The sequence below is a fragment of the Parabacteroides sp. FAFU027 genome, assembly GCF_022808675.1.
In the GTDB taxonomy this organism is placed as follows: domain Bacteria; phylum Bacteroidota; class Bacteroidia; order Bacteroidales; family UBA7332; genus CAXXIC01.
In genome coordinates this window covers 363,777-383,288 of record NZ_JAKZKV010000001.1, presented here as the reverse complement: position 1 = coordinate 383,288, position 19,512 = coordinate 363,777, and the positions used below count along the sequence as shown (strand labels likewise).

The following is a 19,512-nucleotide window of genomic DNA, read 5'->3' as shown; positions in this document are numbered from 1 at the left end:
AAGTTTCAAACTTTGGAAAAGTTTAAACAACTCCATATGCTTGCAACTAAATACATCAACGGGAAAACCTACCGGTGCGGATACACCACCGGTTCATGCGCTGCTGCGGCTGCCAAAGCCGCCACGGCATTGTTGTTGTGTGCCGAGTGGGAAGAGCAGGTGATTATCCAGACTCCCGCAGGCATAGAGTTGACACTCGATGTGCTGGAGCAGCAGAGTACACCCGACTTTGCCTACTGTTGCGTAGTCAAGGACGCCGGAGATGATCCGGATGTGACGCACGGCATACGCGTCTATGCCCGTGCCAGTCGGAATACGGAAAACCGGATCATAGTCAAAGGCGGTATCGGAGTCGGAGTGGTCACCAAAAGAGGCTTACAGGTATCGGTCGGTGAAGCGGCGATCAATCCCGGACCGATGAAAATGATCCTGGCAGAAGTGTCGGAGGTGTGTGGCGAGGATTGCGGCATTACCATCGAAATCTCCGTGCCTGAAGGAGTGGAGATTGCAAAAAAGACCTTCAATGAAAAGCTCGGCATTGTGGGCGGAATCTCCATTTTGGGAACCTCCGGTATAGTAAGCCCGATGTCGGACGAAGCCTTCAAAGAGGCATTGGCTCTCGAACTCTCGATGCAGAAAGAGGCCGGTCACGATAGTGTGATTTTTTCACCGGGCAATTACGGGGAGAACTTTATCGCGGAGTTTGCTGAGGTAGATCCTGAACGAATTGTCAAGACCAGCAACTTTATCGGTTACATGCTCCATCAGGCGGTGTTTTACCAAATGAAACGGGTGGTACTCGTAGGTCATATCGGAAAGCTGATTAAGGTGGCGGGCGGTATCTTCAACACCCATAGCAGCGTGGCCGATGGTCGTCGAGAGGTGATGGCGGCACACTATTTCCACAATACGAATGATGCAGCCGGATTCGCCCACATCATGCAGAGTAACACCACGGAGGAAGCCATCGAAGCGGTGCGCGACGATAGCTTTTTCCATTATCTCTGTGGGGAAATCCAGACCCGATGCGTTGATCATGTCAAGGGAAAACTGGAGGTGGAGGTGATTTTATTCGCTTTGGACAGAGGATTATTGGGTGTGACCGATGGAGCGGAAATAACTCTCAAGAACCATTTCAATAGTAAATTGTAAATGAACAAATAGTAAATGACAAAGTCTCAATTTATCTATATCTGCGGTATCGGCCCCGGCCATCCTGATTACATTTTGCCAGCGGTGTTTCGACGGGTTGCCGAAAGCGACCTGCTGATCGGGGGCAAACGCCACCTTTCACTCTTTGACTGCACGGGCAAGGAGACCATAGCGCTGTCGAATAACATCGACGATATTGTGTGTCGGCTGCGCCAACTGTTGCAGCACAATCCCGATGGGAAGCAGGTGACTTTGCTGGTTTCCGGCGATACCGGATTTCATAGTTTGCTTGGAACGATGGAGCGCTATTTTTCGTCCGAAGATTATGTGGTGATTCCGGGAATCAGTTCGTTCCAGTACCTCTTTGCCCAAGTGGGTATGAGCTACCATGACGCACACATTGCCAGCGTACATGGGCAGGATGCAGATGTGGTAAATCTGGTCAGAACGCATCCGAAGCTCTTTCTGCTGACCGATACCCACCGTTCTTGGAAGTATATTGCACAGTTGTTGTGTGATAACGGACTGGGGCATTGTCAGATGATCGTGGGGGATCGGTTCTCATATCCCGATGAGACTATTCTACGGAAAACGGCTCGGGAATTGGAGAATGAGGAGCATGAATTCGGATTGTGCTCGGTGATCATTCTCTACTCCTGAGGCTTGTTTTAAATAGTAAATTGTTGTCAATCCGACAAGCGGCCCGAAGCCGCAGTTCGGTGTGAGGCGCGAGCGATCAGTGGCTTCAGGCCGCTTGACGCGTGATTGATAAGATTTAAATAGTAAATGGTAAATGAATAAATAGTAAATCGGACACATCTATGAGCAATAAATATAGTACCCCCGGCATTCCCGACGACGAGTTTATCCGTGGTAAGGTGCCGATGACCAAAGAAGAAATACGTACACTCAGCATCGCAAAGCTGCGTTTGCAGCCCGGCGATCACTTTCTCGATATCGGTGCTGGAACCGGTTCGGTCTCCATCGAAGCGGCGCTACTTTTACCTGAACAGACCGTTTATGCCGTAGAGCACAATCCGGAAGCAGTCTCGCTGATCGGGCAAAACTGCGAAAAGTTCGGCGTCAATAATATAAAGGTAATCGCCGGAAAAGCACCCGAAGTACTTTCTGATGTACCGGAAGTAAATAAGGTATTTATTGGCGGATCAAGTGGTAATCTCCCTGCGATACTGGAGTGGATCATCGCTCAGGTAAAAGCCGATCTTACTCTTGTGGTGAATGCCATTACGCTGGAAACCCTGATGACAGCGCAGAGTTGGTTTGCAGATCGGGAGGATTTTGATACGGAGTTGAGCCAGGTAGCGGTTACTCGTTTCGAAGCGGTTGGTAAGTATTCGATGATGAAGCCGCTGACTCCGGTATTTATTTTAGTAGCGAGAAAGAAATAAGAAACAACATACCCATGCAAGGAACATTTTATGGAATAGGAGTAGGTCCCGGAGATTGCGACCTGCTCACCCTCAAAGCCGTCAAGGCACTGGCACAGGCCGACATCATCGCCGTGCCCGAAAGCTCCCGTGAAGCGGGGAGCACAGCGTACGACATTGCCCGTCCGCACCTGAAAGACGATGTGGAGATTCTTTCTCTCGAATTTCCGATGATACGGGATGTGGCACAACGGGAGCAATTCCGTCGCAACAACGCTCACCGCGTAGCCGAGCAACTCAATCAGGGCAAGCATGTCGCTTTCCTGACTCTGGGCGATCCAATGCTTTACAGTACTTACCTCTACTTGCTCGAATACCTGAAGCAGGATGGTGTGGAACCGGTTTCCATTCCCGGTATTTACTCCTTCAACGCCATCAGCAATATGCTCAATCTCCCGCTGGTAAAAGGTGATGAGAACATGGCGATAGTGTGCGCCATTGATGAGGAGAACTGGCAGACCTACCAGTCGTTCAACACACTGGTGCTGATGAAGGTCTCTGCTTATGCACCCTTGCTGTACAAGTTGCTGAGTGAAACGTCCGGTTGGGATTTCAGCATGGTGACTAATGCCGGTAAACCTTCTGAAGTGGTATCATTTGATTTTAATGATCTGAAGGACGGTGTGCATTATTTTTCAACCGTAATATTAAAGAAGAGGGGATAACGAATCGATGGGTTTTCATCTAACTCCCTTTTACTTCTTATGACTCCCATTAACTCCATTATAATGACAACTACCGTCTATTTCATCGGAGCAGGGCCGGGCGATCCCGAGCTGCTCACTCTCAAAGGCCACCGCATAATCGGTGAAGCCGATATCATCATCTACGCCGGTTCGTTGGTGAATCCCGAGGTGATTGCACATCGCAAACCGGATGCCCGTGTCTATAACAGTGCCGGAATGAACTTGCAGGAGATCACCGACCTGATGATCGAGGCAAAGGAAAAAAAGCTGTTGTTAGCTCGTGTCCACACAGGTGATCCTTCGATTTACGGCTCCATCCGTGAGCAGATCGAGGTGATCGAGCCACAGGGAGTTACCTATGAAGTGATCCCGGGCGTGAGTTCGTTCGTGGCTTCGGCAGCAGCGTTAGGCAAGGAGTTTACCGTGCCGGAGATTTCACAGACGGTGATCTGTACCCGCTTCGAGGGACGCACTCCTGTGCCCGATCTGGAGCAGATCGAACTGCTGGCGTCGCATCAGACGTCGATGGCTATTTTCTTATCTGTACAAATGATGGGCAGCCTGTGCAAGCGATTGATGACGCATTATCCTGCCAACACTCCCGTTGCTGTAGTGGAAAAAGCCACCTGGCCGGAGCAGCGCATCGTGCGGGGTACGTTAGCTGACATTGCCGGAAAGATCGAAGAGGCAGGTATCCGCAAGACGGCGATGATCCTCGTGGGTCGTTTCCTCGGTGAAGAGTACAACTACTCGAAGCTCTATGATGCCACATTTACTCACGAATACAGAAAAGGAACCAACGAATGATAGCCATTGTCGTCGTCACCCGCAACGCACTGGAACTGGCCAAACGCATTCAGTCCCATTTCCCCGACAGCAAGATATTTGCCCATAAAGTCCTGGGCTATGAGGGGGGAGAGGTGATCGAAGGCGATTTGAAAAGCTTTACCGGAGTGTTGTTTCAGCAATACGATTCGCTGCTCTTTGTGATGGCGATGGGGATTGTGATGCGTTGCATTGCCCCGTGGCTGCAACACAAATCGACCGATCCGGGTGTGGTGGTGATGGACGAAAAGGGCACATTTGCCATAAGCCTCTTGTCGGGGCACCTGGGCGGTGCCAATGAACTGACCCGCACTATTTCCGAGAGGGTCAATGCCATCCCGGTGATCACTACCGCGACCGATGTACAGGGGCTGCTTTCGGTGGATATGTTTGCCAAACAGCACGGGCTGATGATTACCTCATTCGATGAGGTGAAACGCCTGACTGCCATGCTGGTCAATGGCCGCAAACTGGCTTTGATCAATGAGACATCGTTGGCTTTGACCGCTTATGATTCGCCCGATGTCGCTGATGGACTCATTTATATTACCCATAAAAAAGAGGTGAGGAGCGAACTTCCTTTTGCCCGACTGCTGGCTTCCAATGTGGTGGCCGGAATCGGTTGCCGCAGAGGCGTACCGTCTGAGACGATCATTTCCTTTGTAGAAAAGGAACTGGAGAAGCTGGGACTTGATTTGCGCTGCATTCGTTCGCTGGCCAGCATTGACCTGAAGCAGGATGAAGCGGGTTTGCTCGAAGCCGCCCGACACTGGAATCTGCCATTGTCCTTTGTGACCAAAGAGCAGATCAATGCGCTGGAAACGGATTTCACCCGTTCGGAGTTTGTGCAGAGCGCCGTCGGAGTAGGAGGGGTGTGCGAACCGGCTGCATTCATCGTCGGGGGAGGCAAAGGACGCTTCCTGTTGCGTAAACAGGCCGGTAACGGAGTCACATTAGCATTGTTTGAGATCTTCAATTAAGGGAAGTCTCCGTGAGAGATGTTTATATTGAATGGTCTCATACGAGGCTGTGATCTTGAATCACACGAGCGTGTGATTGTGAGTCACGCGAGCGTATGATTATAAATCACACGAGCGTGTGATTCATTCTCCGATACTCATCGGAAAGTTCTCCCGACGGGAATTGGGAAATATTCCCAATGCCCATCGGGAATTAATCCTGATTAGAATTAATCAGACCATAGCGAAATAAGTAATCTATTTAATAGTTTAATAGAAAGAAGCAGCAAGACCTTCGCGTCTTTGCTCCTTCGCGTTTAAAAAATATGCAATCAAAAATATTCATCATCGGCACAGGCCCCGGCTCAATCGAATACATGAGTCAGCGTGCCATCAACGCCGTCAAAGCGTGTAACATCGTGGTAGGTTACAAGACCTATATCAACCTCATTCAGTCGTTGCTCGACGACAAAACCGTCGTATCATCGGGCATGCGCAAAGAGGTGGACCGTTGCGGCGAAGTCATCAATCTGGCTAAACAGGGCAATGTGGTTGGCCTCATCAGTAGCGGCGATGCCGGGGTGTATGGCATGGCGGGCATTCTGTTGGAGATGTTGGCCCAAAGCGGCGATGATATCGATGTGGAAGTAGTGCCGGGCATTACCTCTGCGCTATCGTCGGCTTCGTTGGCCGGAGCGCCGCTGATGAACGACTTCGCCGTGATCAGCCTCAGCGACCTGATGACTCCGTGGGAGGTGATTACCCACCGCATCGACAAAGCGGCAGAGGGTGATTTTGTCATCTCCCTGTACAATCCTAAAAGCAAGGAGCGTGTGGAGCAGATCGGTATCTTCCGTGAAATCGTACTGCGCCACCGCAAGCCCGAGACTCCCGTTGTCATCGTGCGTGATGCCATGCGCGAAGAGCAACAGGTGACAATCACTACGCTCGGTGAAATGCTGACTCATCACATCGATATGACTACGACGCTGATCGTCGGAAACTCGCAGACCTTTGTGCATAATGGCCGGATGATCACCCCGCGCGGTTACAAGATATGATCTGGCTGATAGGCGGCACGTCGAACGCTATCGAACTCACCAGCCGGATTGCGGATAAAAGTCTGCCTCTGCTGGTGACGGTCACCACCGGATATGGCGAATCGCTGTTCCGGTGCGAAGGGGTGGAGGTGCGCACAGGAGCATTGACACCGGAGGATATGACGGCTTTGATTCGGGAGAAATCGGTTTCGATGATTGTCGATGCCAGTCACCCCTTTGCCTATGTGGTTTCGGGAAATGCAATGGCGGTGGCAAAGCAAACCGGGTTGCCCTATCTCCGATTCGAGCGGGAGACCAACGAGGTTTCGGCAAATGCCATTTATGTCGATTCGTATGCCGATGCCTGCCAATACCTCCTGGATAAGCCCGGAAATGTGTTGCTGACCACCGGCTCCAAGAATCTGACGGACTTTGTGCCGTTGGGTGCCGATCGGTTGTACCCTCGCGTACTGCCCGTTCCGGCCGGACTGGAAGCTTGCAGCAAAGCAGGCATTGTTCCGTCGCATATCCTTGCAGTTATCGGACCTTTTTCCACAGAATTCAATTTGGCTACTATTCGCCAATATAACATCGCTTACCTTGTCACCAAAGACAGCGGCAACGAAGGCGGTTTTCCTGAAAAGCTCGAAGCGGCTGAACAAGCCGGCATCACGGCTGTTGTAATACGACGTCCGGCATTGGAATATCCGGCGGTTTTTTCGGGGTATGATGAGATTGTGGAGGTCATAAGTCATAAGTCATAAGTCGTAAGGCGTAAGGCGTAAGGCGTAAGGCGAAAAGCATAAGGTCAATTATTTACAGAATCCATCATTCCCTCATTTATTCATTCCCTCAATCCTTAAAATCATGGAAGGACTAATTCAACTATACACCGGCGATGGTAAAGGTAAAACCACCGCCGCATTCGGCCTTGCCATCCGCGCTGCAGGCCGTGATTTCAAGGTAGCCATTGTGCAGTTTCTCAAGACGGATGTGACGGGAGAGCTATTCTCCATCAAAAAGATTCCCAATATCCATTTCCAGCGGGTAAATACCAATCAGAAATTTACCTGGGAGATGAATGACGAAGAGCTTGCAGCTCTTGATAAGGAAACCAAAGAAGGCTTTAAAACGGCAGTCGGCATTGCTCAATCCAACCAATACGATATCCTGATACTGGATGAGCTCATCCACAGCATTGTCAAAGGATATGTAGCCAAGGAGGATGTGATTCGTTTCCTCAAAAACAAACCATTGGGACTGGAGATCGTGATGACCGGGCGCAACGCTCCGGACTGGTTGATCGATGTCGCTGATCTGGTGACGGAGATGAGATGTCTCAAACATCCGATGGAGCAAGGCGTTCCGGCAAGGGTAGGTATTGAGAGTTAATAGAAGAAAACGCCCCGAAAGGTCTTCTTCCGGGGCGTTTCTATGATCTGGCTATTTACAAATATCTGACTTCAGACCTGCTATTGTCCATTCGATTCGGTTCTTTTTAAAGCAAATTGCTAGCTAATTCGGATAACTTACTTCGTTCTCCTTTCAACAAGTTCACATGGGCAAAGAGGTCCTGTCCTTTCATCTTGTCAATCATATAGGCCAGTCCGTTTGACTCCGCATCCAGATAGGGGGAGTCAATTTGTTGAATATCACCTGTCAGTACCATTTTAGTCCCTTCACCGGCACGGGTGATAATCGTTTTGACTTCATGCGGGGTCAGATTCTGCGCTTCATCAATAATGAAGTAAGTTTCGCTCAGGCTCCTCCCGCGAATAAACGCCAACGCTTCGATTACCAACTGTTGACTGCTTTGCAGGTCTTCCAGTAGTTTGAAATCGGCAGAAGATGGATGAAACTGGTGTTTGATGACTGCCAGGTTGTCAAATAAAGGTTGCATATATGGTGCTACCTTCTGTTTCTCATCTCCGGGAAGAAAGCCAATGTCTTTATTTGCCAGCGAAACAATAGGGCGTGCTAAAAGGATTTGTTTGTAGTCCTGATGTTGTTTCAATGCTGCAGCCAGTGCCAGCAGGGTTTTACCCGTTCCAGCTTTACCGGTTAATGCTACAAGCTTAATATCTGGATCATTAAGAACTTCAAATGCAAAGCTTTGTTCTGCATTACGGGGTTCGATTCCATAGTTTTTTTCTTTTACAACCTTTCTGATCATTCGGCTGAATGGGTTGTATCTCACCAACACAGAAGAGCGAATGCTTTGCAGGATAAAGCATTCATTGGGTTGGATAAAGTTGGCAAATTCAAACTCAGACACCGGCACACCTTCTTTGGAGTGATAGATCTTATCAATTAAATCGGGATCAACATTGCTGAAGGTCTGTTCTTCCCGTTCAAAAATATCGACATTGGTAACTTTATCATTAATATAGTCTTCGGTAGGAATTCCTAGCGCACGGGCCTTCATCCGCAGATTGATGTCTTTGGTAATGAGTATTGTGTGCGTGGATTTTTTTCCTTTGATAAGTTGGATCGCAGCCGAAAGAATTTTATGGTCGGGAATACGTTCCTGAAAAACCTCCGAAACTTCCGGTTCGATATGGTCAGTGGCCATAATGAATAACTTCCCAAGACCGGTTCCCAGATCAGCCCCTTTCTTAAACATATCATTGTCAGCCAGGGCATCGAGTTGGCGGACAAATTCCCTTGCGTTGTAGTTGATTTGCTCCGAACCTTTCTTGAATTTATCCAGTTCTTCCAAAACGACAATGGGAATGTATAAATCGTTTTCCTGAAAATTCTCCAAACATTTGTAGTCGTGCAGAATAACGTTTGTATCCAGCACAAAATTTTTCTTTGTTCCCATAGTATATCGATTTAATTGGTGATATTTGCACCCAAATTACAATATTAATTGGAATAATTCTCATTTTCATATCAGATTTTTTAATGAATTACGAAGAAACGCTCGAATATCTCTATACCCGTTTGCCAATGTTTCAACGGACCGGAGCCAGCGCTTACAAGGAGGGCTTGGAAAACAGTTTAGCCTTAGATAGTTACCTCAGGTATCCGCATAAAAAGTACAGAACCATTCACGTTGGCGGAACGAATGGAAAAGGATCTACGTCTCATCTTTTGGCAGCAATCCTTCAGCAGTCAGGTTATAAGGTGGGGCTTTATACTTCTCCGCACCTGGTAGATTTTCGTGAGCGCATTCGTGTAAATGGAGAGATGATTGAAAAAGATTTCATTATTGATTTCGTAGAGAAGCACAAGGCATTTTCCGAAACTATTCATCCTTCTTTTTTTGAGCTTACCATGACCATGGCTTTCGACTATTTTGCACAGCAGAATGTAGATGTAGCAATCATTGAAGTCGGATTGGGAGGGAGATTGGATAGCACTAATATCATTACCCCGGATGTTTCAGTAATTACCAATATCAGCTTTGACCATGTGCAGTTTTTAGGTGATTCTTTACCTAAAATAGCTGCTGAAAAAGCCGGAATCATCAAAGCTGGTGTGCCGGTGGTGATTGGCGAAAGTGTAGAAGAGACAGAAGCTGTTTTTAGAAATAAGGCGAATGAGGTTTCCGCACCGATCTATTTTGCAGAACAAGAGAAGCCAATTGTAAAAGCGGAATCACAAACAAGTGGTGGATGGCTCTATACTACCCGTTCGTTTGGTGAGGTCTGGGGAGAGCTGGGTGGTTTATGTCAGGATAAAAATGCCACTACAGTTTTTCTGACATTGGAGATCCTGATTAAACAGGGATATAATATTCCTCAGAAAGCCATTATAGAAGGATTTGCAAAAGTAACATCATTGACCGGTTTACAGGGACGCTGGCAGAAACTGGGAGATACCCCTAAGATTATTTGTGATACCGCTCATAATGAAGGTGGAATTCAATATATTGTTCAGCAACTGGCGAATGAACAGTATGATACATTGCATTTCGTGATTGGTATGGTAAATGATAAGGACGTAAACAAAGTCCTTTCCATGCTGCCCCGCAATGCCCGCTATTATTTTACCAAAGCCGGAATTCCGCGTGCCCTGGATGCAAAAGAGCTGCAACAAAAGGCATTGGTATATCAGCTGGTAGGGGAGTCATTTTTGTCAGTTCCTGAAGCAGTGAACGCAGCTAAAGCAAATGCAGCAGAGAATGATCTGATATATATTGGTGGAAGTACATTTGTAGTGGCAGATGCTCTTCCGGTATTTAAGCCCACTGAATCTAAATAAACCGGAGAACATCCGAACATTAATGACGGATTGTTTGTTAAAATAATATCTGTTTAGAATGAGATTGCACACCGAGCGAGATGTAAAATACCCTACGTTGTCCCGTGGAAATCTTTGATTTAATGGGGTTTTTCTTCAAAACACAAGATTGGGTATTTACATATCGGATGTTAATGTGTTAAAATGTAATTTTCAACTACGATTTGACAGAAATATTGCCTGATTCGTTTTTATTTCTCGGAAAAATGACTTTTATTTGCATCATAAACCTCTAAAAAAGATATCAACGCCTATGAGATGACGCTTACACTGATTTTTTAAAGCTAACATCATGGAAAAATTAGTAAAGCAGACCGATGAGCAACTGGTTGCTCTGTTTGCAAGCGGAACGAATGAGGCATTTGATATTTTGCTTACTCGCCATAAGTCAAAAATCTACTCGTACATTTTTTATATCGTTCGTGATAAGGAACTGACAGAAGATATCTTTCAGGAGACTTTCATGAAGGCTATCATAACCATTAAACAGGGTCGTTATTCCGAGAATGGTAAGTTTGGTGCCTGGATTTCCCGGATTGCACACAACCTGATTATCGACTTTTTCCGTCAGGATAAAGATGAAAATTCGACCTCTTGTGAAGATAGTGGTGTGTTGAATAATTCGCGTTTTAGCGAAGGTACCATTGAGGATCAGTTGGTAAAACTCCAGATTCGTTCGGATATCCGTAAGATTATCCGTAATCTGCCAGATAACCAACGTGAAGTATTGATTATGCGCTATTATAAGAATCTTAGCTTTAAGGAGATAGCCGAAATTACAGGCGTAAGCATTAATACGGCTCTGGGTAGAATGCGTTATGCGCTGATTAATATGCGCCGCCTTGCTCAGGAAAATAATGTGATACTGACTTTAGATTAGTGTTTCAAGTAATATAAATATACAAAAGCATCTTTCTCATTCATTCTTTTGAATAGAGAAAGATGCTTTTATTTTTGAATGTCAGGATATTTATCGTACTAACGCCTTTACCTCATATTTTAGTCCTTCCATGGTCCTGAGATAGGCTTTGACAGAACCGATCAGAATCTTTGCTTCCACCAGAATGGGGACTCTGTTGTCATCATCTGTTACCCAGATATTCATATCTTCACCACCTTTAAATATACTTCCCTCGACCAAAAGTGCTGAGAATCTAATACATCGGTATTTCTTTTCGTCTTTATTTTTGACCACCTCTTTACCGAGATATCGCAGGAAAATAGGATAAACCTTACCATCAAGAATAATTCGCAACGGAAATTTTTCGTTGACTTTGTAGCGCTCAAAGTTTAAATTGCGGCATTGATAAATCAAAGTCAATACATCGAACACACTATTTGTGGATACTTGCAACGTATCTTTGAGTAATTTCGTTTTCGAATTCTTTATTGTGTAATATATGTGCTTATCCCTGGGTTTAAACGTATAGTTTTCATACACCTTGTTACTCCCTTCCAGGGTGTTTCTTTCTGCCCAAAGCGAATTGAAGGTGTCTATATCGACGTATGATTTGTAGTAATCCCTTACTTTGTACATCCAGTCGTACTTGGGAATTGTTTTGCCAACGGCTTCAAAAAAGTAAGCCGTCTTGCCTCCAAATGGTTTTTGATCGACAGAAAACTGTACCTCTCCGGCGTGCAGCCAGATCATTCCCAGGTTGTAGAATGCATTATAGGTAAGTTTCTCACCTGGTTGAAATGGACGGTTTTGGGCATTGGCAACTGTCAGGCATAAAAGCAGACATGCGACAAAGCTTTTTATTTTATGTGAGAATTCCATTTCTTATAAATCTGTTGAGTTAGCATTGTATTGTATAACGAGGATTTTGGTTGTTTGCTCGTCAATTCTGAACCGGTTATCCGTCCGTTCGCCTATAAGCCAAATGATCTTGTTTCCACTGCATAACACATTTGCTTCCTCTTTTTGCAAAAGACTAAACTTCCGATCTGAAAAATAATCGCTTAGCTTCTTACTGCCTTTCATTCCAAAAGGAACGAAACGATCTCCGATTTTCCATTTGCGCAGGGTGAGGGGAAATCTGACCTTATCGGCATCGAAGCAGCCAATCTCTTTATCTTTTGGGATGCTAAAATTTGCGGCCGGGATAATGTCAAAACTGAGATAGAAAGGTCGTCTCACTTTTTCTTCCGGAGACGGAATTGTGATTGAAACCTCATTTTCTTCCTTCTTTTTATCGATGATCAGCTCTTCACGATTCTTCACTAACCGATATTCGGTCGAAAAAAACTGTTTACCGGAAAGGCCATCCAGAGATTCGAATATTTCAGCACAAACTGTACTGTTAAAACCAAACGGGCTTAATAATTCAAATAAAATGGTTTGGGCAAAAGGCGATTTTTTTAGCTCAGGAATTGAGATATAGGTCTTTCCTGAGACAGAATGGATCAGATTTCTCCTTTGCTTTTCAATTTCGGAGAAATAGACCTCTGCCGTATCACTCAAATAACAGGAAGTCTGTATAATCGTTTCCTTTATAGATGGATTAAATTGTTGTAACAGCGGTAATACTTCCAGTCGGATTTTATTCCGGGTATAGAGCGTTTCGCTGTTAGTGCTGTCGTGGACGAAAGAGAGATTGTTTTGTTCGATATATTCTTCAACTTCCTGACGGGAGACGCAAAGTAACGGACGAATGATTTTGCCATTGACTGGTTTCATCCCTGACAGACCGCGAATTCCGGTTCCCCGGATCAGGTTAAGCAAAAAGGTCTCAACCGAATCGTCTTTGTGGTGGGCAACAGCAATGACTTCTGCCTTGTATTGAATACGCAACTCTTCAAACCATTGGTAACGAAGTTCTCTCGCGGCCATTTCGATGGATACTTTTTGCTCAGCAGCAATCTTTTCAGTATGAAAATCAATTACCTCCAGTGGTACATCCCACCTACCGCACAAATCACGTACAAACTCTTCGTCACGGTTTGATTCTTCTCCCCGAAGGTGAAAATTGCAGTGAGCAGCAATACATTCATATCCCGCTTCTTTCAGATAATGTAAGAGTGCGACGGAGTCGGCGCCTCCGCTAACGCCTGTAATCACTTTTACACCGTCCGGTAATAGTTTGTTTTGCTGAATATATGCTTTGACCTTTAGTTGCACCCTTATGTTATTTAGACTGCAAAGGTAACGACATTCGGCCATCTTCCTGAAGGATTATTCAAGTTTTTGTATGATTTACCTGATTGGATTTGCTCGTTGTAATGAGTCACTATACTACACAACTAAAATGCCTCAGACGGTTACCGGTGTGGAAAAAGTAAAGCAAACTATCACAATCAGCAAATAAGAGCCTGATAAAAAGCGAAAAGAGGTTGTCTCCTAAACAGGAGACAACCTCTTTTCGCTTTTTGTGTTATGCTATATTTTCCTGAAGAACGTAGTAATTCGAATGCGTTTCATTAAATCTTGGTTTCCTGATAATCGATTTTACAATTTTCCCTGCTTGTATTTTATAACGATCTTTTCCAGTAAAGCATCTTCGCTTATTGAATCATATTCCATCTTAAGATTTTCCCGGAAGAGTAATCCCACTCCATACCAGAATGTGGCCGGAACTTTCCCTTTGTAGGTCTTAATCAAATCATAAGCACTCTGGTCAGTTTCACGGGCAATAAGCTTGAGTAGAAGCTTTCCCTGAGAGAATGACATATTCCGGACTTCCTTTTCAAATTGACCAAAAAGCTCTTTTTCTTTTTCTTTGATCATTTGTTTTCTTACACGATTGTCAGAAACTGTAGCCAGTTTTTTATTTAAACTATCAATCACCTGTCTGGTTTTGAGAGCGTACGGATAAACCTTTTTGAAGTTACGGATGGTTCGGTAATTGTCTATCAGGAAGCGACGGTCGTCCTCTTTGCGGCGTTTGTCTGTCAGGATTTGCTCTCTTGCTTTTTGCATTTCCTGAATCTCTTTTTTGATAATGCTGTCTTCAACGGGTGGAGGCGGTGTCGTTAATGCTTCTAGTAGTTTCTCGACGGCCTGAGCTACAGCTGTATCCTTCTTTTCGGCAAGCGGGATTTCTCCCAAATCCTGAGAAGTGTTTTCTGTTTTATCGGTAAGATCGGGCTGGGGGATGTCAATGGTTTTCATTATCTCTTCCACCAGCTTTTTTGTCTCTTCTGTTTTTTGTTGGGGTTGAGGTGGCAGCGGGTTTTCTTGCTCTGGTTGAAGCTGCAGCTCAAACTGATTATCTTCATCTTCCTTCGAAAATAATTCCTTATTCAGCTTAAAACTAAGTACCACTACAAACGTTACGTGTAGAGCTATAGATACAAAAGCAGCAATTAAGTTATATCGGTTTCTTCTGAAAAAATTCATTTTGATGCGTGCTTCATTCAGCGTCGGTCTGGTCCGGCTATTCTGAAAATGGATGCAAATTTAGCCATTTATTTTCCGGTAAAATAATTCCAAAGGATTAAAGAAAGTAGAATTGTTAATTTTTCGCAGTTACCGGCAGCAAGGCTCACGGAGTGCTATAAAAAATGGCCTTCCGTTGCCGGAAAGCCATTGTATGAAAAGGCGAAATGCCAGATTAGAATTCGCAGTTTTTCGGAGTTCTTGGGAAAGGAATAACGTCGCGGATGTTTGACATGCCGGTTACGAAAAGCAACAGACGTTCAAATCCGAGTCCGAATCCTGAGTGTGGGGCTGAACCGAAACGACGGGTATCAAGATACCACCACATATCTTTCATCGGGATCTCCATCTCTTCGATGCGTTTTGACAGTTTATCGAAGTCTTCCTCACGCTGAGAACCACCTATGATCTCTCCGATTTTCGGGAAAAGTACGTCCATCGCACGAACGGTTTTTCCGTCTTCGTTTTGCTTCATATAGAAAGCTTTGATCTCTTTCGGGTAGTCGGTCAGGATAACCGGTTTTTTGAAGTGTTTCTCCACCAGGTAACGCTCGTGTTCTGATTGGAGGTCTGCGCCCCAGTAAACCGGGAATTCGAACTTCTCACCACTTTCTTCGAGGATTTTAACCCCTTCAGTATATGGCAAACGAACGAAGTCGTATTCAATGACAAATTTCAGACGCTCAATCAACTCTTTGTCGTACATTTCCGACAAGAAGTTCAGATCATCGATACAGTTGTCTAGAGCGTATTGGATCAGATATTTGATGAATTCTTCAGCCAAATCCATGTTTTCTTTCAGCTCGTTGAATGCGACTTCCGGCTCAATCATCCAGAACTCAGCCAGGTGTCGTGGTGTATTGGAGTTTTCTGCGCGGAAAGTTGGACCAAATGTGTAAATAGCACCCAGAGCCATTGCACCCAGTTCTCCTTCAAGCTGACCTGATACAGTCAGGTTTGCGCTTTTTCCAAAGAAGTCCTGAGTATAATCGATTGCTCCCTCTTCAGTACGGGCAGGATTATTTACATCCAGCGTGGTTACCTGGAACATAGAACCGGCACCTTCACAGTCTGAAGCAGTAACGATTGGTGTATGCAGGTAAAAGAATCCTTTTTCATTAAAGAATTTATGGATAGCGAATGCCATGTGGTGACGTACACGCAGTATAGCTCCGAATGTATTGGTACGTGGGCGAAGGTGTGCGATTTCACGCAGGAACTCCAATGAGTGACCTTTTTTCTGAAGCGGATAGGTTGTTGCATCAGCTGAACCATATACTTCAACTCCGTTAGCGTGGATTTCTACAGCCTGACCTTTGCCGTGTGATTGTACCAAAGTTCCGTTAATGCTTACACATGAACCTGTGGTAATGACTTTCAGCAGTTCTTCGTCATAATGCTCGTTGTCAACAACGATCTGTACATTATTTATAGTAGAACCGTCATTCAGGGCGATGAAACTCACCTGTTTGCTACCGCGTCGGGTACGAACCCAACCTTTTACGTTTACCTTAGCGCCGAAATCTTCGCGTTTCAGCAGGTCAACGATTTTAGTTCTACTGATACTCTCCATAATGATTACGATTGAAATATGTTTGTTGTAATTTTAATTGTCACTGATTTTTGTCGATTTGACGCAAATCGTTTGCGAAATTAACGAAAAACCGACAGAAACGAAAAAAAAATAACCGCAAAGATCGCTTATTGGCATTACATTCGGCTTTAAATATTTGTCAGTGACAATATTTCAGGCTTCATGCGCACACCCGGCGCTCTTTGCGGTCGTTTATCTGATGAAATTCATTATTCAAAAGCGCCCATGCGAAGCATGTTGACTTCCTGTTGTGTCAGGTATCTCCAGCGTCCACGTGGAAGGTTCTTTTTAGTTAAGCCGGCAAAGTAAACTCGGTCAAGTTTCATCACGCGGTAACCGAGGTGTTCGAAAATACGACGAACGATACGGTTTCTTCCTGAGTGAATTTCGATTCCGACTTCTTTACTGGATTCTTCGTTGGCGTAGCTGATAGCGTCAGCGTGGATTTCTCCGTCTTCCAGTTCGATTCCGTCAGCAATTTTCTGCAAATCTTCCATTGGAATATCTTTATCTAACCACACGTGGTAGATTTTTTTCTTCAGGAATTTCGGGTGCATCAGTTTTGATGCCAGGTCACCGTCGTTAGTCAGCAATAAAACACCGGTTGTGTTTTTATCCAGACGACCTACCGGATAAATGCGTTCGTGACATGCCTCTTTTACCAGCTCCATTACAGTGGTACGTGCCTGTGGATCATCAGCAGTTGTTACGCAATCTTTCGGTTTGTTGAGCAAAACGTAGATTTTGCGCTCCAGTTTCACCGCGTCATCGTGGAAATGGATCTGATCGTAACGGTGAACTTTGGTTCCCAGTTCGGTAACCACTTCACCATTTACTTTCACCACACCGGCCTGGATAAATTCATCCGCTTCACGACGTGAGCAAATACCAGCGTTAGCCAGGAATTTGTTCAGACGAATAGGCTCGTTTGGATCGGTGATTGTATCGTTGTATTCAACCTCTTTCGGTTTTACGAACGGTTCTCTGTTGAAACGGTCATTTCTCTGGAAGGGTCTGCCACCGGGACGGTTTCCACCACCACGGTTATATCCTCCTTGTCCGCCGCCAAAATTGCGGTCACGGTTGAAAGGACGGTCATTGCTTCTTCCGTCTCTGTTATTGTATCCGCCTTCGCGGTTAAACGGTTTACGTGGTCTGTCGAATCCGCCTTCGCGATTACCTCCCTCGCGGTTGAATCCACCTTCACGACGGAATCCGCCCTCACGGTTGCCACCTTCGCGGTTGTATCCGCCTTCACGACGAAAACCTCCTTCGCGGTTACCTCCTTCACGATTGTATCCACCTTCGCGACGGAATCCGCCTTCGCGGTTACCTCCCTCACGATTGTATCCACCCTCGCGACGGAATCCACCTTCGCGGTTACCTCCTTCACGATTGAATCCACCTTCGCGGTTGTATCCACCTTCACGACGGAATCCACCCTCACGGTTGCCACCTTCGCGGTTATATCCGCCCTGGCGTTGTTCGTATCCACCTTCACGGCGTGGGCGTTCGAAACGGTTACCATCTCTGTCTCCGCCTTGTGACGGGCGCTCGAAACGGTCATTTCTGCGTTCGTAACCTCCATCATTCCTTCTTTCAAATTGACGTCCGCCTGAAAATTGAGAGTTCCCTCTCTCGTAATTGTTACCCTCACGGTTTACATCTTTGTTGGCTGAGCCAATCCTTGGACGCTTGTGTTCTCTTTCTGTCTTCATTTGTAAATTAAATTAAATATTACGGGCCTCTCGGCTTTGTTGTCTTTGTGTTTTATATAACGGTATAAATTAGATTCCTGTATAATTGTGCGGTGTTATTTTTTTAAGCTCGTCTTTAATCGCCTCACTTACATTCAATGTGTCGATAAAGCGATGGATAGAAGATTCGTTCACCTCTTCATTGGTACGGGTCAATCCTTTCAATGCCTCGTATGGTTGTGGATAACCTTCACGACGAAGAATAGTCTGGATGCCTTCAGCAACCACGTTCCAGCAACCTTCGAGGTCAGCCTGTAATGCTTTTTCATTCAGCAACAGTTTGTTCAGCCCCTTCAATGAGCTCTGGAATGCGATCATCGTGTGAGCAAACGGAACACCCACGTTACGCAATACGGTTGAGTCGGTCAGGTCGCGCTGCAAACGTGAAATAGGCAATTTGGTTGCCAAATGCTCCAGAATTGCATTTGCGATACCGAGGTTCCCTTCCGAGTTCTCAAAGTCGATAGGGTTAACCTTGTGCGGCATGGCTGAAGAACCTACTTCACCGGCTTTGATTTTCTGTTTGAAGTATTCCATCGAAACATATTGCCAGAAGTCGCGGTTCATGTCAATCACGATGGTGTTGATGCGTTTCAAAGCATCGAACAAAGCAGCCAGATTGTCGTAGTTTGAAATCTGTGTGGTGTAATCTTCGCGGATGATACCCAGTTTTTCGCTCAGGAATTTCTCGCCGAAGGCTTTCCAGTCGAAAGAAGGGTATGCAACGGTGTGAGCGTTGAAGTTTCCGGTAGCACCACCGAATTTACCGCTGTGAGGAACTGCTTTCAGTTGCTCCAGTTGTTTTTCCAGACGGTAAACAAATACCATCACCTCTTTGCCCAGACGGGTAGGAGAGGCAGGCTGTCCGTGTGTTTTTGCCAACATCGGGATTTCTTTCCATTCGATGGCGAATCCTTTTAACGTCTCAATCAGTTTCTCCAGCAATGGAATGTAGATTTTATCTACCGCCTCTTTGATAGAAACCGGGATTGATGTGTTGTTGATATCTTGTGAAGTCAGTCCGAAGTGAATAAACTCTTTGTATTCCTGAAGACCTAAGATGTCGAATTTTTCTTTGATGAAATATTCTACGGCTTTTACGTCGTGGTTGGTAACCGACTCGATAGATTTGATTTTCAGAGCATCTTCTTCGGTAAACGAACGGTAGATTTCTCTTAATGGCTCAAATTTGTCGGCTGAAATATTACGTAATTCCGGTAATGGAAGCTCGCAAAGTGCGATAAAGTATTCTACTTCAACCAGTACGCGGTAACGGATTAGTGCAAACTCTGAAAAGTATAGGTCTAAAGCTTCTGCTTTGTCTCTGTAACGCCCATCAACGGGTGAAATAGCGGTTAATGAATTTAATCTCATAAATTAGGTTCTATTACCCTGCAAATTTAATGCTTATTTGTCGGAAAATAC

The 19,512-nt window shown here is 45.4% G+C and carries 18 protein-coding genes; 11 read left to right on the top strand and 7 right to left on the bottom strand.

The genetic code is table 11. From position 1 onward, the window contains the following. Window positions 1–36 precede the first annotated feature (36 nt). The 9 genes from cbiD to MLE17_RS01635 all read left to right on the top strand — a co-directional run bounded on the left by cbiD (window position 37) and on the right by MLE17_RS01635 (window position 7,502). Complete coding sequence (cbiD, locus tag MLE17_RS01675) at window positions 37–1,152, top strand: cobalt-precorrin-5B (C(1))-methyltransferase CbiD (RefSeq protein ID WP_243345882.1); 1,116 nt, start codon at window positions 37–39, stop codon at window positions 1,150–1,152. Between the two features lie 15 nt (window positions 1,153–1,167). Next, the gene (gene cbiE, locus MLE17_RS01670; RefSeq protein WP_243345880.1) at window positions 1,168–1,812 is read left to right on the top strand and encodes a precorrin-6y C5,15-methyltransferase (decarboxylating) subunit CbiE; all 645 of its coding nucleotides are present in this window, start codon (window positions 1,168–1,170) and stop codon (window positions 1,810–1,812) included. 161 nt (window positions 1,813–1,973) lie between these two features. Next, window positions 1,974–2,561: a precorrin-6Y C5,15-methyltransferase (decarboxylating) subunit CbiT gene (gene cbiT, locus MLE17_RS01665; protein WP_243345878.1), complete on the top strand. Its 588-nt coding sequence runs from the start codon at window positions 1,974–1,976 to the stop codon at window positions 2,559–2,561. A 14-nt stretch (window positions 2,562–2,575) separates the two neighbouring features. Then, window positions 2,576–3,265, top strand: coding sequence for a precorrin-2 C(20)-methyltransferase (gene cobI / locus MLE17_RS01660; RefSeq protein ID WP_243345876.1), 690 nt, complete (start codon window positions 2,576–2,578; stop codon window positions 3,263–3,265). 63 nt (window positions 3,266–3,328) lie between these two features. Beyond that, a complete protein-coding gene (gene cobM, locus MLE17_RS01655; RefSeq protein WP_243345859.1) occupies window positions 3,329–4,093 on the top strand; it encodes a precorrin-4 C(11)-methyltransferase in 765 nt (254 codons plus the stop codon). Continuing rightward, on the top strand, window positions 4,090–5,091 hold the full coding sequence (gene cbiG / locus MLE17_RS01650) for a cobalt-precorrin 5A hydrolase (RefSeq protein ID WP_243345849.1): 1,002 nt from the start codon (window positions 4,090–4,092) through the stop codon (window positions 5,089–5,091). Before cobM ends, cbiG begins: the two co-directional genes overlap by 4 nt. Before the next feature lie 305 nt (window positions 5,092–5,396). After that, entirely contained in the window at window positions 5,397–6,131 is a 735-nt protein-coding gene (cobJ, locus tag MLE17_RS01645; RefSeq protein ID WP_243345848.1) for a precorrin-3B C(17)-methyltransferase, read from the top strand. Further along, complete coding sequence (gene cobK, locus MLE17_RS01640; protein ID WP_243345843.1) at window positions 6,128–6,874, top strand: precorrin-6A reductase; 747 nt, start codon at window positions 6,128–6,130, stop codon at window positions 6,872–6,874. Before cobJ ends, cobK begins: the two co-directional genes overlap by 4 nt. Before the next feature lie 103 nt (window positions 6,875–6,977). After that, window positions 6,978–7,502 carry a cob(I)yrinic acid a,c-diamide adenosyltransferase gene (locus MLE17_RS01635; protein WP_243345841.1) on the top strand — a complete coding sequence of 175 codons (525 nt, stop codon included), beginning with the start codon at window positions 6,978–6,980 and terminating at the stop codon, window positions 7,500–7,502. A gap of 106 nt (window positions 7,503–7,608) precedes the next feature. Here the strand turns inward: MLE17_RS01635 and MLE17_RS01630 are convergent, their stop codons facing one another. Then, window positions 7,609–8,934 (bottom strand): PhoH family protein, encoded by a 1,326-nt coding sequence (locus tag MLE17_RS01630; RefSeq protein ID WP_243345832.1) that lies wholly within the window; start codon window positions 8,932–8,934, stop codon window positions 7,609–7,611. Window positions 8,935–9,017: 83 nt separating this feature from the next. Between MLE17_RS01630 and MLE17_RS01625 the strand changes: the two genes are divergently transcribed. Together MLE17_RS01625 and MLE17_RS01620 are read left to right on the top strand one after the other, a co-directional pair. Further along, window positions 9,018–10,319, top strand: a complete 1,302-nt coding sequence (locus MLE17_RS01625; protein ID WP_243345817.1) for a bifunctional folylpolyglutamate synthase/dihydrofolate synthase — start codon at window positions 9,018–9,020, stop codon at window positions 10,317–10,319. Window positions 10,320–10,650: 331 nt separating this feature from the next. Then, entirely contained in the window at window positions 10,651–11,238 is a 588-nt protein-coding gene (locus MLE17_RS01620) for an RNA polymerase sigma factor (RefSeq protein WP_243345814.1), read from the top strand. Window positions 11,239–11,328: 90 nt separating this feature from the next. Here the strand turns inward: MLE17_RS01620 and MLE17_RS01615 are convergent, their stop codons facing one another. The 6 genes from MLE17_RS01615 to purB all read right to left on the bottom strand — a co-directional run bounded on the left by MLE17_RS01615 (window position 11,329) and on the right by purB (window position 19,461). Then, window positions 11,329–12,138, bottom strand: coding sequence for a DUF3108 domain-containing protein (locus tag MLE17_RS01615; protein ID WP_243345804.1), 810 nt, complete (start codon window positions 12,136–12,138; stop codon window positions 11,329–11,331). Between the two features lie 3 nt (window positions 12,139–12,141). After that, window positions 12,142–13,521: a tRNA lysidine(34) synthetase TilS gene (gene tilS / locus MLE17_RS01610; RefSeq protein WP_243345802.1), complete on the bottom strand. Its 1,380-nt coding sequence runs from the start codon at window positions 13,519–13,521 to the stop codon at window positions 12,142–12,144. Between the two features lie 285 nt (window positions 13,522–13,806). After that, the gene (locus MLE17_RS01605) at window positions 13,807–14,697 is read right to left on the bottom strand and encodes a DUF4294 domain-containing protein (RefSeq protein WP_243345801.1); all 891 of its coding nucleotides are present in this window, start codon (window positions 14,695–14,697) and stop codon (window positions 13,807–13,809) included. 214 nt (window positions 14,698–14,911) lie between these two features. Next, on the bottom strand, window positions 14,912–16,309 hold the full coding sequence (gene asnS / locus MLE17_RS01600; RefSeq protein ID WP_243345798.1) for an asparagine--tRNA ligase: 1,398 nt from the start codon (window positions 16,307–16,309) through the stop codon (window positions 14,912–14,914). Between the two features lie 230 nt (window positions 16,310–16,539). Then, window positions 16,540–18,048 carry a pseudouridine synthase gene (locus tag MLE17_RS01595; RefSeq protein WP_243345796.1) on the bottom strand — a complete coding sequence of 503 codons (1,509 nt, stop codon included), beginning with the start codon at window positions 18,046–18,048 and terminating at the stop codon, window positions 16,540–16,542. 69 nt (window positions 18,049–18,117) lie between these two features. Then, complete coding sequence (purB, locus tag MLE17_RS01590) at window positions 18,118–19,461, bottom strand: adenylosuccinate lyase (RefSeq protein WP_243345787.1); 1,344 nt, start codon at window positions 19,459–19,461, stop codon at window positions 18,118–18,120. Between the last annotated feature and the right edge of the window lie 51 nt (window positions 19,462–19,512).